Here is a 14,143-nt window from a genome sequence, read left to right on the forward strand (position 1 = left end):
ACGACGCAATCGCGCAGTTAGTTCAATGCAAGCCGATTGCTAGCAATGTGCACTAACTTACTTAGCTATATCCAAGAAACCCACATTGTGAGTGAGCATGCCTGCCAATAACCCCCCTGACCAGTCGCCTACGCCGGACGAGCAGTCCGACAAGACGATCGCCTACCGCAGGAACGAGGGTGGGCAGCAGAACAGCCAGCCACACACCCAGGGCTACCCCCAGCAGGGCGGATACCCCCAGCAGGCCCAGCCCGGATACCCCCCGCAGGGACACCCCCAGCAGGCTCAGCCCGGATACCCCCAGCAGGGGCACCAGCAGCCCGGATACCCCCCGCAGAACGCGGGCGGCTACCAGCCGACCCAGCCCGTCCACCCCCAGCAGGGCGGATACCCCCAGCAGAACCCCGGGGGATACCAGCAGGCCCAGCCCGGTTATCCCCAGCAGAACCACGGACAGCCGGCGTACGGCCAGCAGCCCGGCTTCTCGCAGCAGCCCGGCTTCTCGCAGCAGCCTGGCTTCTCGCAGCCGGCCTACGGCCAGCAGGGCGGCTGGCAACAGCAGAACACCGACTACCTGGGCACCGGGCAGCCGCCCGCTCCGCCCTCCCGCAGGGGTGGCAAGGGCTGGCTGCTCGCGGCGATCGCCGCACTGATCGTGGTCCTCGTGGGCGGTGGCAGCGTCTTCGCCGTCAACCTGCTCAGTGGCGGCGGCACGCAGCCGCACGACGTGCTGCCCGGTGACGCCATGGGGTACCTGCGTCTCGACCTCGACCCGGCGGCGAACCAGAAGGTGGCGCTGTTCAACATCGCGCGGAAGTTCACCGTCACCAAGGACTCCTTCCGCGGCGACGACCCGCGCACGGCCATCTTCAACCTGCTCAAGAAGGACACCCAGGGCCTCGGAAAGATCGACTACGCCGCCGACGTCGAGCCGTGGCTCGGCAGCCGCATCGGCATGGCCGTGCTCTCACCCCCCAAGGGCGTCACCGACCCCGGCTTCGTCTTGGCCGTGCAGGTCACCGACGAGGCCGCGGCCAAGACGGGGATCGCCAAGCTGATGGGCGAGGAGAAGTACGGTCTCGCCTTCCGCGAGGACTACGCGCTGATCACCCCCACCCAGGCGGAGGCCGACCAGGCTGTCAACGCGGCACCGCTGTCGGGGAACGTCGACTTCTCCGACGACCTGGGCGCCCTCGGCGAGACCGGCGTGCTCTCCTTCTGGCTGGACGCGGGCAAGCTGGTCGCGCTCGCGCCCGAAGTGACCGCCCAGGACCCCGCCGTGCTCGCGCAGATCAAGGATGCCCGCCTGGCGGGCGCGCTCCGCTTCGACGGCGACTACGTCGAACTCGCCGGCATCGGCCGCGGCGTGCAGGACATGGGCCTCGGCACTCCCGAGCCCTCTCGCATCGGCACGCTTCCGGCCTCCACCGCCGGCGCGGTCTCGATCTCCGGCCTCGGCGACACGATCGTCAAGCAGTGGGAGCAGCTCATGAAGGCGAGCGAGCAGGCCGGCAGCGCGTCCTTCAAGCAGTTCGCCGACCAGGCCCAGCAGAAGGCCGGACTGGCGATCCCCGCCGATCTGGCGACACTGTTCGGCCAGAACCTCACCCTGGCCCTGGACGGAAACGGCCTCGACGGCAACCAGCCCAGGGTCGGCGCCCGGATCACCACCGACCCGGCCAAGGCCCAGGAGGTCGTCGGAAAGATCGAGAAGTACCTGGCCGCCTCCGGGACCGTGGCCCCGCAGCTCGCCAAGGTCCCGGGTGACGGCACCCTGGTCCTGGCCAGCGCCCAGGACTACGCCGCCGAGCTCGCCAAGGACGGCACCCTGGGCGACAGCGAGAGCTTCAACCTCGCGGTTCCCAACACCGACGAGGCGACCGTCGCGGTCTACGTCGACCTCGACAAGATCGAGAAACTCTACCTCGCGGACATGGAGGGCGACGACAAGGCCAACCTCCAGGCCCTGCGTGCCGTGGGCATGAGCGGAACCCAGTCCGGTGGCGACTCCTCGTTCGCCCTGAGGGTCCTGTTCAACTGAACGGCCAGCCGGTGATCAGCGATCTCCGGTGAACGGAGACGACAAGGGCGGGCATCCCCATCGGGACGCCCGCCCTCGTCGTCGGTCCTGCGATCCGCAGGACCGCTTCACATCAGGACCTCGTTCGCCCCGGGAGGACGGTCACGCCCAGAGCTGACCTTCGAGTCGTTCCTCGGCGTCGTCCAGCGTTCCCTCGTAGGCGCCGGTGGACAGGTATTTCCATCCGCCGTCCGCCACCACGAACGCGATGTCGGCCCGCTCCCCCGCCTGAACGGCCTTGCTCGCCATGCCGAGGGCGGCGTGCAGGGCCGCTCCGGTGGATATCCCGGCGAAGATGCCCTCGGTGCCCAGCAGCTCCCGCGTGCGCCGGAGCGCGTCAGCGGAGGAGACGGAGAAGCGCGTGGTCAGGACCTCGGGGTCGTAGAGCTCGGGGATGAAACCCTCGTCCACGTTGCGCAGGCCGTACACCAGCTCGCCGTATCGCGGCTCGGCGGCGACGATCCTCACGTCGGGGACGCGCTCGCGCAGGAAACGGCCGACGCCCATCAGCGTGCCCGTGGTGCCGAGGCCGGCCACGAAGTGGGTGACGGACGGAAGGTCCTCGAGGATCTCCGGGCCCGTCGACTCGTAGTGGGAACGCCAGTTGGCCGGGTTGCCGTACTGGTAGAGCATCACCCAGTCCGGGTTCTCCACGGCCAGGCCCTTGGCGACCCTGACCGCCTCGTTGGAGCCGCCCGCCGCAGGGGAGGAAATGATCTCCGCTCCCCACATGCGCAGGAGCTGGCGGCGCTCCTCGGAGGTGTTCTCCGGCATCACGCAGATCAGCTTGTAACCCTTGAGCCGGGCGGACATCGCCAGCGAGATGCCGGTGTTGCCGCTCGTGGGTTCGAGGATGGTGCAGCCCGGCTGGAGGAGCCCGTCCTTCTCGGCCTGCTCGATCATCCACAGCGCCGGGCGGTCCTTGATCGAACCTGTCGGGTTGCGGTCTTCGAGCTTGGCCCAGATCCGCACGTCCTGCGAGGGTGACAGCCGCGGCAGCCCGACCAGGGGTGTACGGCCGACCGAGTCGATCAATGAGTCAAAGCGCATGATGTACGGCTTTCGCCTCGGGTCAACGAACAAGGAACAGCGGCGTGCGCCGCCGGCCCGGAGAGGCAGGCGGCGCTGTGCGACCTAGCGTGCGCCGCCGGCCACGGCGGGCAGGACGGTGACCGTGTCGCCGTCCGCGACCGGGGTCTCCAGCCCGCCCAGAAAACGGACGTCCTCATCGTTCAGGTACACGTTCACGAAGCGACGCAGCGCGCCCTTGTCGATCAGGCGGTCCTTCAGCCCGGGGTGTCCGGACTCCAGATCGTCGATCAACTCCTCCAGCGTGGCGCCCTTGGCGTCGACGGCCTTGGCACCGTCGGTGTAGGTGCGCAGGATGGTCGGGATGCGAACCTCGATGGCCATCGCGGGTCAATCTCCTTGTGTCGTCAGTCGTCATGGGAGTGCCGCCCACCGGATTCAGAACACCGGCGGACACGGGGGGATTCCGGGATACCGATCAGCGACAGTCGTAGACGACGACGGACGGGGTGTGCGCGAACAGAAAGTTCTGCACCGGCGCGACACCCGCTTGCCGCGCCCACGCACCGGGACGTGAGAGCACGACGTCCTCCGGGCTCGGGTCAGCGGTCAACATGCTTTCCAGTTTACCCACCTCCGCACGGCCGTATCGGTCGGCAGGTCACCGATCACCCCAAAGTGATCGTGACCTCTTCCTCGTTCACGACGCCGTCGGTGATCCGGTAGGAGCGGAACTCCGCCTCCTCGCCCAGCTCCTCGCGGGTGGAGACCAGCACGTAGTGGGCGTTCGGCTCGGAGGCGTAGCTGATGTCGGTGCGCGAGGGGTACGCCTCGGTCGCCGTGTGGGAGTGATAGATGATCACCGGCTCCTCGTCGAGGTCGTCCATCTCCCGCCAGACGCGCAGTTGTTCCAGCGAGTCGAAGCGGTAGAAGGTGGGTGATCGCTCGGCGTTCTCCATCGGGACGAACCGCTCGGGGGAGTCCGAGCCGATCGGCCCCGCGATCACGCCACAGGCCTCGTCCGGATGGTCGGCCCGGGCATGCGCGATGATCTTGTCAACCAGTTCCCGAGAGATGGTGAGCATGTCTGGAAGTTACCAAAGGGCACGGACCAGGGTGTCCTGGAGGTAGGTCAACCAGTCGTAAGTGACATACGCCGGGTAGCGGGGATCGTCCTCCGGCATCTCGGCGATCTCGTCATGGATCTCCTCGGTCACCTCAAGCCGGGTGCCGAGCGCCAGCCGTACGTCGTTCAACGCGCGCATCCACGCCTGCGCCTGCTCCTGGGTGAGCTCCACCCTGCCGGGCTCGGCGCTGTCGAGCATGGTCTGGGCGTCGGCCCGCTTGCCGTCGCGCAGGGTCGCCTCGGTGTAGCGGCGGAACTCTGCGGACTGCTCATGATCCTCGTAGGCCGAGGGGAACAGCCGGGCCAGCACCGGATCGGTGGACTGCTCGGACGGGCCGATGCCGAGCGCCCGCTCCAGAGGGTCGTCCCCGGTCTCCCCCGGCTCGATCAGGCCCAGGATCTGGGAGACCAGCGAGCGCAGGATCGAGACCTCGGCCGCGTCGAAGACCGTGATCACACCGCCCCTGCGCCCAGGCATGAACCCCGAACTCACTTCTCACCCACCACTCTTCGCCGGTTTCGCGGGATGCTCGGCCACCGCCCGCCACGCGACGAGCCACCCCCGGCCCGAGGCCCGCTCATGAATCCCGCTGAACGGTGGCCCACAGGCCGTAGGAGTGCATGATCTGCACGTCGCGCTCCATCTCCTCGCGGGTACCGCTGGACACCACGGCCCTGCCCTTGTGATGCACGTCGAGCATCAGCTTCTCCGCCTTCTCCTTCGAGTAACCGAAGACGGATTGGAAGACATAGGTCACATAGGACATCAGGTTGACCGGGTCATTCCAGACAATCGTCAACCATGGCAGATCGGGCCGTACGTCGATTGACGGACGCTCGACCTCCGTTGGAGCGGTGCTACCCACGTTCACCAGTCTGCCCTACCCCGGCCTTAGTCTTCGACTCATGACGATGGCCATGAGCAGTGCGTTGCTTACTGATCACTATGAGCTGACGATGCTGGAGGCCTCCTTGCGCAGCGGGGCCGCATCACGGCGTGCGGTGTTCGAGGTGTTCGCCCGGCAGCTGCCCGGAGGGCGGCGATACGGGGTGGTCGCGGGGATCGGCCGCGTCCTTGAGGCATTGGAGCGCTTCCGCTTCGAGGACGAGGATCTCGCCTTCCTCCGGGACAACCAGGTGGTCGACGAACCCACCCTGGACTTTCTCGCCGGCTACCGGTTCTCCGGGCACGTGTACGGCTACGCCGAGGGCGAGTGCTACTTCCCCGGCTCCCCCATCATGACCGTGGAGGGTACGTTCGCCGAGGCCGTCCTGCTTGAGACGGTGATCCTGTCGGTCCTCAACCATGACTGCGCGATCGCCACCGCGGCCTCCCGGATGATCCGCGCCGCCGGATCCAGGCCGATCATCGAGATGGGCTCGCGGCGCACCCACGAGATGTCCGCCGTGGCGGCCGCCCGCGCCGCCTACCTGGCGGGGTTCTCCGCCACCTCCAACCTCATGGCCGGCCACGTGTACGGCGTGCCGACCACCGGGACCGCGGCCCACGCCTTCACGTTGCTGCACGACTCCGAGGAACAGGCCTTCCAGGCCCAGATCAACTCCCTCGGCGCCGGAACCACGCTGCTCGTGGACACCTACGACGTGGCGCAGGCCGTACGGACCGCGGTGGAGCTGGCAGGTCCCAACCTGGGCGCCGTCCGCCTCGACTCCGGCGACCTGGCCGAGGTCGCCCACGAGGTCCGTAAGCAACTCGACGCGCTGGGGGCGCACAAGACCCGGATCATCGTCACCAGCGACCTTGACGAGTACGCCATCGCGGCCCTGGCCTCCGCGCCCGTGGACGTCTACGGCGTCGGGACCTCGCTCGTCACCGGCTCCGGCTCACCCACGGCCGCGCTGGTCTACAAGCTCGTGGCCCGCGAGGACGCCGACGGGGTCATGCGGCCGGTCGCCAAGAAGTCGGTGGGCAAGCCCAGCAGGGGCGGTCGCAAGGACGCCTTCCGCAAGCTCGACGCCACGGGCACGGCGGTCACCGAACTGGTCACCGTCTCCGGCGACCGGCCCGCGGATGCCCGCCCGCTCCAGGTTCAGCTGGTCAAGGAGGGCGAGGTCGTCGGCAGGGAAAGACTGGAGGTGGCCCGCGGGCGGCACCGTGACGCGCTCGCCGAACTCCCGGCCACGGCCCATCAGCTATCCCGGGGTTACGCCGCCATCCCGACCGTGTTTGACTAGGGCCCGTGGCCACCGCATTGATCATCACCGATGTCCAGAACGACTTCTGCGAGGGCGGCAGCCTGGCGGTGGGAGGCGGCGCCGAGGTGGCCGCCGCCATCTCCCTGCACGCCGCCTCCCACCACTACGACCACGTCGTGGCCACCCGGGACTTCCACGTGGATCCCGGCGCCCACTTCTCCGCCGAACCGGACTACGTGACCACCTGGCCCGTCCACTGCGTGGCGGGCACTCCGGGTGCGGACTTCCACCCGGCCCTTGACACGGCACGCGTCGAGGAGGTGTTCAGCAAGGGCGCCCGCACCGGCGCCTACAGCGGTTTCGAGGGCGCCGCCGCCGACGGCACGAGCCTGGCCGACTGGCTCTCCGAACGCCAGGTGGACACGGTGGACGTCGTCGGCATCGCCACCGACCACTGCGTACGGGCCACCGCTCTGAGCGCGGTCAAGAACGGTCTCGCCGTACAGGTGCTGCTGGATCTGACCGCCGGAGTGGCCGCGCCGACCACCGAGGCCGCCCTGGCCGAACTCGACTCCGCCGGAGTCCGGCTCACCGGCGCCCCGGTGGTCCGCCCGGCCTGACCGGCGCCCCTCAGCTCGGCGGCATTCCCAGCCATTGGATGACCCGGTCGAGCTTCCCGTCCATGACCCCGAAGTTCTCCTTGAGCTCTCCGACATCCGTCTTCAGGTCGGAGACATCCGCCCTGACCTCATCAAGACCGACCTTGAGACCGGCGACGTCCGTCTTCAGGACGGAGACATCGGTCTTGAGCTCGGAAACATCGGTCTTCAGAACCGCGACGTCGGTCTTGAGCTCGGATACATCGGTCTTCAAGACGGCGACGTCCGTCTTGAGCTCGGAAACATCGGTCTTGAGCTCGGAGACGTCCGTCTTCAGGATCGCGACGTCCGTCTTGAGCTCGGATACATCGGTCTTGAGCTCGGATACATCGGTCTTCAGAACCGCGACATCCACCCTGACCTCATCAAGACCGACCTTGAGACCGGCGACATCCGTCTTGAGCTCGGAGACATCCGTCTTGAGCTCGGAGACATCGGTCTTCAGGACGGCGACGTCGGTCTTGAGCTCGGAGACGTCCGTCTTCAGGACGGAGACATCCGTCTTGAGCTCGGATACATCGGTCTTCAGGACGGTGACATCCGCCCTGACCTCGTTGAGACCGACCTTGAGCTCGGAGACATCCGCCCTGACCTCGTTGAGGTCTTCCTTGGTGGCGAGGGTGTCCATCCTCACCATGATCTGCTCGAACATGGGCGCGACGTACTCCCTGATCTCCGCGCGAACCAGCTCTGACAACACACGTCCTCTTTCCAGAGAAGGTACTGGGATCCGGTGGAGGAGCCGGAGGTGGTTGCGGGCCGGCAACTTCAAGGATGGTAACGCTTGGAATGCGCACGATCACCGATTGGATATGAAAGGTTAAACACCGTCGCGACCCGGTGCGACAGGAGTATCACGGAGAGTTGCAATCCTCATACCACCGGTGGTGATCTCACGTGTTCATGCTCGGTATCTCATGGCTGGTCCTGACCCCTCTGTGCCTGTGGAATCTGTTCAGAGGCGGGACACTGATCCGACTGACGAGCGTCATGGCGCTGGTCTCGCTGGAGGCGGCCACGATCTGGGCCACTTCAGCCGTCCAGCCCCCCGCACCGGCTCCGGTCGCCGCGTCCCCGTTCCCGGCGGGAACAGCGGCTCCGGCGGAAACGGCGGCTCCGGCGAGAACGACGGCTCCGGCGGCGAAAGGTACCCGGCACGCGGCGTCCTGCCCCACCCGGCTGCCCGCTCCCGAGCGGGCGCGGCTGGCCCGGCATCAGGGCACGCTGCGCAGCATGACGTTGTTCTGGACGGCCAGGACGGACGAATGTGACACCGCGACCGTCGTTCTGCGTCACAGGAACCGTGCGATCAAGGTCTGGATGCACGAGGGAGATTTGAGGCGCAAGCCCAACGACGCCAGGACGCTCCCGGTGAGTGTGGCGGGCGGGGTGGCCTCCATGAAGGTGCCCCTCGCCCCGCCGCTGTCCGGCACGGGGACGATCAGGGCGATCGACGGCCGGAGTGGCAGGCCGATCGCCCTGAGGTGAGCGGGTCGCGTCTCTAGTGGGACCGCTGGGTGGCCCACTGGCGGATCTTGCCGATTCGCTCCTGGATCTGCTCGGCGGAGGCCTGTGCGATGGCCGGCCCTCCGCAGGCCCGGCGGAGCTCGGCGTGGATGACGCCGTGGGGCTGCCCGGTGCGATGGTTCCAGGCGCCGACCAGCCCGTTGAGCTCCTTGCGAAGGTTGGCGATGAGTTCGTGCGGGGCGAGCTGGGGCTCCTTGGGCTCGGGCTTGTTCCGCTTGGCCTTGAGCTGGTCGGACTGGCGCTTGCTCAGCAGGGTCCGCACCTGGTCGGGCTCCAGCAGTCCGGGCAGTCCGAGGAAGTCCTCCTCCTCGGGGGAACCGGTCTCGGCGGCGCTGCCGAACTCGCCGCCGTCGAAGAGCACCCGGTCGAAGGTGGCGACCGCCTCCAGGGTCTCGAACGGCAGCTCGTCACCCAGGACATCCGGATTGTCCTTCTGGCGCTGGGCGTCGTCGAGGAGGAAGTCGTCGAGCCCCTCCTCGGGCAGTTTGCGGTCGAGCACATGGTCGCGCTCGGTCTCCATCTCCCCCGCCAGCCCCATCAGGGTCGGCACCGAGGGCAGGAACACCGAGGCGAACTCGCCTCGCTTGCGCGCGCGGACGAAGCGGCCGACGGCCTGGGCGAAGAACAGCGGGGTCGAGATGCTCGTGGCGTAGACGCCGACGGCCAGACGCGGGATGTCGACGCCCTCGGACACCATCCTGACCGCGACCATCCAGCGGTCCTGGGCGTCGGAGAACTGCTTGATCTTCTTTGATGCCTCCGGGTCGTCGGAGAGCACGACGGTGGCGCCCTCCCCGGTGATCGCCCGGATGTGCTTGGCGTAGGCGCGGGCCGTCTCGTGATCGGTGGCGATGACCAGGGCACCCGCGTCGGGCACGCCCCTGCGGACCTCGGTCAGCCGCCTGTCCGCCGCCTTGAGCACCTGCCGGATCCAGTCGCCCTTCGGGTCGAGCGCGGCCTTCCACGCCTGGCCGAGCTGGTCCTTGGTCAGCGGGGTGCCGAGGGTCGCGGCGATCTCGTCGCCGGCGCGGGTCCGCCAGCGCATCTCGCCCGCGTAGGCGAGGAAGATGACCGGCCGGACGACGCCGTCGGCGAGGGCGGGGCCGTATCCGTAGGAGTAGTCGGAGACGCTGCGGCGCACGCCGTCGCCGTCTTCCGCGTAGGTGACGAAAGGGATCGGGTTGACGTCGGACCGAAAGGGGGTCCCGGTCAGCGCGAGACGTCGCGCGGCGGGCTCGAAGGCATCGCGCACGCCGTCGCCCCAGGACTTCGCGTCGCCGGCGTGGTGGATCTCGTCGAAGATCAGAAGTGTCTTGCGGGCCTCGGTCCGGGCACGGTGCAGGGCGGGGTGCATGGAGACCTGGGCGTAGGTGATGGCCACCCCGACGTAGTCACGGGAGGTCGTGCCCTGGCTGTTCTTGAACTCGGGATCGATGGCGATGCCGACCCTGGCCGCGGCATCCGCCCACTGCTGCTTCAGGTGCTCCGTTGGTGTGACGATTGTCACGGCCCGGATGACCCCCCGCGCCAGAAGATCGCTGGCGATGCGGAGTGCGAAGGTCGTCTTGCCCGCGCCCGGCGTGGCGACCGCGAGAAAGTCTCGCGGCTCACGGCTGGAGTACAGGTCAAACGCCTCCTGCTGCCAGGCGCGAAGCTTTGGCGCGGTGCCCCAGGCGGCACGGTCCGGAAATGAGGGCGACAGGTGGGATGCGGCGAAAGTGCTCACAGTGTCATCAGCGTAATCGGCGTCGCCGACAAGACGTGCCGATCCGCCGAGATCCTCGTCAAGGTCGCCTCCACGTGCTAGAGATTTTTGGATCCCGTACGGCCGTGCCCGCCTCCTCCGGCAGCCCCGCCGTCCCCGGCCCCGCGGAACCTCCTGTCGTCTCCGGAGCGCTCCCCGGCGGCGTGCGCCGTACAACGGCGGCCGGGCCCGCCGTCGCGCCGCCAGGGCGCCCGTGAGAACCGTGAGGACGCCGGTGTGAACCCGTCCACGGGCCCACCCGCCGGTGACGGGACGCCATCAGTGAATTCCCATGATCAGCAGGTCGATCTCGGCTCGCAAGGTGAGGCTGTCCGGTTGGGCCACGGCGACCACGACGACCGGACGCCCCCCGGAACCCGTGAGAAACACCACATTGAGATAGGAGGGCCGGTTGACCACGTCCCGGTACACCGCGCGCAGGGAACGGCTGTGGCCGGTCCGCCCGCCCACGGTGATCGGCTGGTCCTCCAGGACCTCCACCTCGTCGCCGTGGAGCAGCAGCCGCGCGTACACCTCGCTGAGCTCGACCGTCGCCTTGCGCACGTCGGCCACCTGCTCGCCCGGTCTGACCATCACCGTCGCCGATCCGCCGTTGCCCACCACCGAGGTGAACGCGGTGACCGGCGGCACGCTGCCCGCGAGCCAGCCGTCGGGCAGCGGGTAGCTCACCCCCGCGGCCGTGTCGCTCATCTGGCCGGGTGGAGACGAGGAGGAAGGAAGCACCCGTAACACCAGGACGACCAGCCCGGAGAGGATCCCTCCGCAGACCGCCAGGGCGAGCGACGCGAACAGGAGGCGCCGCAGGCCGTCGCCGGTCCGGCGCGGCGGCGGGGGCACGGGCATGCCGTACCAGCGGGCCGAGGGCGGGAGGTCGTCCCCCGGCTCGGGGATCCGAGGAGGCCAGCTCATGCCGGACCGGTCGCCCGCCCGCGCGGACTCCTCGGGCGACCGCTGCCACTCGTCGTTTTTTCCGGACTCGTACGGCGGGCGCGCCCGGCGAGGTCGTTCGTGCACGACGCCTCCTCATGGCGGTCACGGTTCTCCTCGTCCTACCATGCATGCCGGGGCGCGGTCCGGCTATGGGTGATCACCGTTATGGGAGGACCCAATGAGTCAGGAGGTGTCTCGCATGCGTCCGGCGACGATCACCCCGAGCAGTGCCACGGCGGACATCAGGACGACGATCGTGGTGTAGCCGGTGGAGATGTCGTCGTGGCCGACCAGGTTGACCAGGACCCCGCCGAACCCGATCGTGAGCGCGCTGCCCAGGGTGTCGACGACCTGGAGGGCCGCGGAGTTCGCGCCCTGTTCCGCGTCGGGCGACTGGAGCATCGCCGTCACGTTGACGCTGGTGACGCCGATGCCCATGCCGAATCCGGCGACGACCCAGGCGGGCACGACGATCCATCCGGTGATCCCGGGGACGAGCGCGAGCGACGTCAGCAGGATTCCCGTGGTGACCGCCGTGGCGCCGAGCCGTACCAGCAGGGGCCGGTCGTAGACGCGACGGGTCTGCAGGTAGGAACCGGCCGTCCAGCCCAGGGCGCCGATGGTGAGCGCGATCCCTCCCTCCAGGACCGAGAAGCCCCGCACCTCGGTGAGAAACAGCGGGATGAACGCGTTGACCCCGAAGAACGCCGCGGCGAGCACGCCGCGCATCATGACCGTGGTGGGCAGACCCCGGCCGAACCTGAGCGCCTTCGGGGGCAGCAGCCTCGGCAGGCCCACGGCCAGCCCGACCAGTCCGGCGGCGGCGATGATCCCGCTGGACACCGGGAGGAGGTGCAGCCGGTCCACGCCGTACAGCAGCACCCCGGCGCCGGCCGCCGCGGCCGCCGCCGACAGGGTCATCGCCAGCGGCCGGGACCGGGGGCCCGTCCCCGGCTCGGGCGTCGGTCCCCGTCCGGTGCGCAACGCGGGCAGGAGCATCACCATGGCCGGGATCACCAGCGGCACGATGCCGTAGAAGACCCACCGCCAGCCGACCGTCTCGGCGATGATCCCGCCGACGCCGGGTCCGATCAGGGCCGGCAGCACCCAGGCGGCCGACAGCGCGGCGAACACCTTGGGCCGGGCGTCGGGGACGTAGACCCGCACGATCATCACGTAGATCGCCACGATGACCGCGCCGCCGCCCAGTCCCTGTACGGCGCGCGCCAGGATGAACAGTTCCTTGGACCCGGCCGCGCCCGCCATGGCCATTCCGACCACGAACAGGCTCACGCCGAGCAGGAAGGGCAGGGCGTGGCCTCGCCGGTCGGACCACAGTCCCGTGACGACGTTGGCGAACAGGCCGGCGATGAGGAAGGCCGAAAAGCTCATGCCGTACAGGTCGAGCGCGTTGAGATCCTTGGAGACGGCGGGCATCACGGCGCCGACGGACATGCCTTCGAACGCGATCAGTGTGACGACGAGCAATATGCCCAGGGACGCCGTACGGTATTCGGGACCGAAGATCCGTGGGGGTGCGTATGGAGTGTCGAGTGTCTTCGGTGCTGTCACCGGTTAAGGGTAATGTCCGCCTTCAGACTCCGGTAGGTGGACCACGTCTCCTGCATCTTGAGCGCCTGACCGGCGGTGAACTCCGACATGCAGCGGTCGTCGGAGTAGTCCATGAAGTTGTGGATCGGGTCCGCCCCGTCGTCCTCGCAGGTGTCCTTGCCGATCACGCAGCCGTCGGTGGCCGAGCCCTGGGGTGAGGTGTCGGCGATCCCGTCGCCCGGCGAGGTGCAGCCGTTCTCGAAGGTGTGCAGCAGCCCGAGCCAGTGGCCGATCTCATGGACCCCCGTGAACCCGCGGTCGAAGCTGCGCAGCGATCCGCCGGGCAGGGTGCGCCAGTCGATGACCACACCGTCGAGCTTGGGCTCGTCCTTGTACCAGAGCGGGTAGGTGGAGTAGCCGAGAACCAGTTCGCTGAGCTGGGCGATGTAGAGGTTGAGAGTCTCCGGACCGCCCTTGCGCATCTGCTTGATGGCCCGCTCGTTGGTGATCGGGTCGCGGAACCAGAGCGCGTTGGTGGTACGGGTGAGACCGTCGAGCCTGAACCGGACGCCGGTGTCCACCCCGCCGAACTGCCCGGCGTAGGCGGCGTTGAGCGTGGCGACCTGGTTGCGCGCCGCGACGTCCGACGCCCCCAGCTGACCGTCGGTGATGACGTGCACCCAGGTGGGGATGACGACGGAGGCCCCGGGCTCGTTCGACCCCGGCACGCGTGGCGTCGCGTCGGCGAGCGTCTCGGCCGCCTCCACCCGGGGCGGCGTGTGCGGCTCGGACCTTCGTCCGGGAGCCGTGCTCCGCACCGCGCGAACACATCCGGGCGGTTCTGACATACCAGGCACAGCGGACGCCAAGGTGGGGATGGGAGGAGCGGCGCCCGCTGTGAACAGGCATACCGAGATGACGGCGATGGCACGCCGGACCATGAACTCCCCCGAGAAGTCACACCTACTGATCGGTCGCCGCTCCCCAGCGACATCCCGACCGTAGCCTCATCGGTGGCGATCACCCATGAACAACACTCACTCCTTGTTGTCTTCGCCCTTGGGCAGCCCTCCGTAGATCTCCTTGCACTCGGGGCAGACGGGAAACTTCTGAGGGTCGCGGTTCGGCACCCAGACCTTGCCGCAGAGCGCGCGCACCGGAGTGCCGCTGAGCGCGCTCTCCATGATCTTGTTCTTCTCGACGTAGTGGGCGAACCGCTCGTGGTCGCCGTCGCCGTGCGACAGGTCCGGCCGGACGTCGCTCTCGGTCTCTGGGAGAATCTTCGTGCTCATCCTGCTGATTTTAAGCCCGCGTCACCA

General features: G+C 68.4%; 16 protein-coding genes. 4 read left to right on the forward strand and 12 right to left on the reverse strand.

All coding sequences use genetic code 11. The features are described 5' to 3' along the window. Window positions 1–97: 97 nt before the first annotated feature. The gene (locus J2853_RS26060) at window positions 98–2,041 is read left to right on the forward strand and encodes a DUF3352 domain-containing protein (RefSeq protein ID WP_307562326.1); all 1,944 of its coding nucleotides are present in this window, start codon (window positions 98–100) and stop codon (window positions 2,039–2,041) included. A gap of 141 nt (window positions 2,042–2,182) precedes the next feature. On the opposite strand, the gene J2853_RS26065 is transcribed toward J2853_RS26060, so the two are convergent. The 6 genes from J2853_RS26065 to clpS all read right to left on the reverse strand — a co-directional run bounded on the left by J2853_RS26065 (window position 2,183) and on the right by clpS (window position 5,101). Next, window positions 2,183–3,130 (reverse strand): PLP-dependent cysteine synthase family protein, encoded by a 948-nt coding sequence (locus tag J2853_RS26065; RefSeq protein WP_307562328.1) that lies wholly within the window; start codon window positions 3,128–3,130, stop codon window positions 2,183–2,185. Between the two features lie 84 nt (window positions 3,131–3,214). Further along, window positions 3,215–3,493, reverse strand: a complete 279-nt coding sequence (locus tag J2853_RS26070) for a MoaD/ThiS family protein (RefSeq protein ID WP_307562329.1) — start codon at window positions 3,491–3,493, stop codon at window positions 3,215–3,217. Window positions 3,494–3,587: 94 nt separating this feature from the next. Continuing rightward, window positions 3,588–3,725, reverse strand: coding sequence for a hypothetical protein (locus tag J2853_RS26075; RefSeq protein ID WP_307562332.1), 138 nt, complete (start codon window positions 3,723–3,725; stop codon window positions 3,588–3,590). A 52-nt stretch (window positions 3,726–3,777) separates the two neighbouring features. Then, entirely contained in the window at window positions 3,778–4,194 is a 417-nt protein-coding gene (locus J2853_RS26080) for a M67 family metallopeptidase (protein WP_307562334.1), read from the reverse strand. A 9-nt stretch (window positions 4,195–4,203) separates the two neighbouring features. Then, on the reverse strand, window positions 4,204–4,713 hold the full coding sequence (locus J2853_RS26085) for a DUF2017 domain-containing protein (protein WP_307562336.1): 510 nt from the start codon (window positions 4,711–4,713) through the stop codon (window positions 4,204–4,206). Window positions 4,714–4,813: 100 nt separating this feature from the next. Next, on the reverse strand, window positions 4,814–5,101 hold the full coding sequence (gene clpS, locus J2853_RS26090; RefSeq protein ID WP_089208117.1) for an ATP-dependent Clp protease adapter ClpS: 288 nt from the start codon (window positions 5,099–5,101) through the stop codon (window positions 4,814–4,816). A 40-nt stretch (window positions 5,102–5,141) separates the two neighbouring features. Between clpS and J2853_RS26095 the strand changes: the two genes are divergently transcribed. Beyond that, window positions 5,142–6,431, forward strand: coding sequence for a nicotinate phosphoribosyltransferase (locus tag J2853_RS26095; protein ID WP_307562339.1), 1,290 nt, complete (start codon window positions 5,142–5,144; stop codon window positions 6,429–6,431). 5 nt (window positions 6,432–6,436) lie between these two features. Continuing rightward, window positions 6,437–7,012, forward strand: coding sequence for an isochorismatase family protein (locus tag J2853_RS26100; protein ID WP_307562340.1), 576 nt, complete (start codon window positions 6,437–6,439; stop codon window positions 7,010–7,012). Between the two features lie 10 nt (window positions 7,013–7,022). On the opposite strand, the gene J2853_RS26105 is transcribed toward J2853_RS26100, so the two are convergent. Beyond that, entirely contained in the window at window positions 7,023–7,817 is a 795-nt protein-coding gene (locus J2853_RS26105; RefSeq protein ID WP_307562342.1) for a hypothetical protein, read from the reverse strand. A 131-nt stretch (window positions 7,818–7,948) separates the two neighbouring features. Here J2853_RS26105 and J2853_RS26110 point away from each other — a divergent pair, with 131 nt between their 5' ends. Then, window positions 7,949–8,539, forward strand: a complete 591-nt coding sequence (locus tag J2853_RS26110) for a hypothetical protein (RefSeq protein WP_307562344.1) — start codon at window positions 7,949–7,951, stop codon at window positions 8,537–8,539. A gap of 13 nt (window positions 8,540–8,552) precedes the next feature. Here J2853_RS26110 and J2853_RS26115 read toward each other — a convergent pair whose 3' ends face one another. From J2853_RS26115 to J2853_RS26135, 5 genes are all read right to left on the reverse strand, one after another. Beyond that, window positions 8,553–10,304, reverse strand: coding sequence for a DEAD/DEAH box helicase (locus J2853_RS26115; RefSeq protein ID WP_307562346.1), 1,752 nt, complete (start codon window positions 10,302–10,304; stop codon window positions 8,553–8,555). Window positions 10,305–10,601: 297 nt separating this feature from the next. Beyond that, a complete protein-coding gene (locus J2853_RS26120) occupies window positions 10,602–11,357 on the reverse strand; it encodes a hypothetical protein (RefSeq protein ID WP_307562348.1) in 756 nt (251 codons plus the stop codon). 99 nt (window positions 11,358–11,456) lie between these two features. Next, on the reverse strand, window positions 11,457–12,845 hold the full coding sequence (locus J2853_RS26125) for an MFS transporter (RefSeq protein WP_307562351.1): 1,389 nt from the start codon (window positions 12,843–12,845) through the stop codon (window positions 11,457–11,459). After that, entirely contained in the window at window positions 12,842–13,642 is an 801-nt protein-coding gene (locus J2853_RS26130; protein WP_307562353.1) for a zinc metalloprotease, read from the reverse strand. The genes J2853_RS26125 and J2853_RS26130 overlap by 4 nt, the downstream gene beginning before the upstream one ends. A gap of 219 nt (window positions 13,643–13,861) precedes the next feature. Then, complete coding sequence (locus tag J2853_RS26135) at window positions 13,862–14,116, reverse strand: DUF3039 domain-containing protein (RefSeq protein WP_307562355.1); 255 nt, start codon at window positions 14,114–14,116, stop codon at window positions 13,862–13,864. Window positions 14,117–14,143: the final 27 nt, after the last annotated feature.

Source organism: Streptosporangium lutulentum (assembly GCF_030811455.1).
In the GTDB taxonomy this organism is placed as follows: Bacteria; Actinomycetota; Actinomycetes; order Streptosporangiales; family Streptosporangiaceae; genus Streptosporangium; species Streptosporangium lutulentum.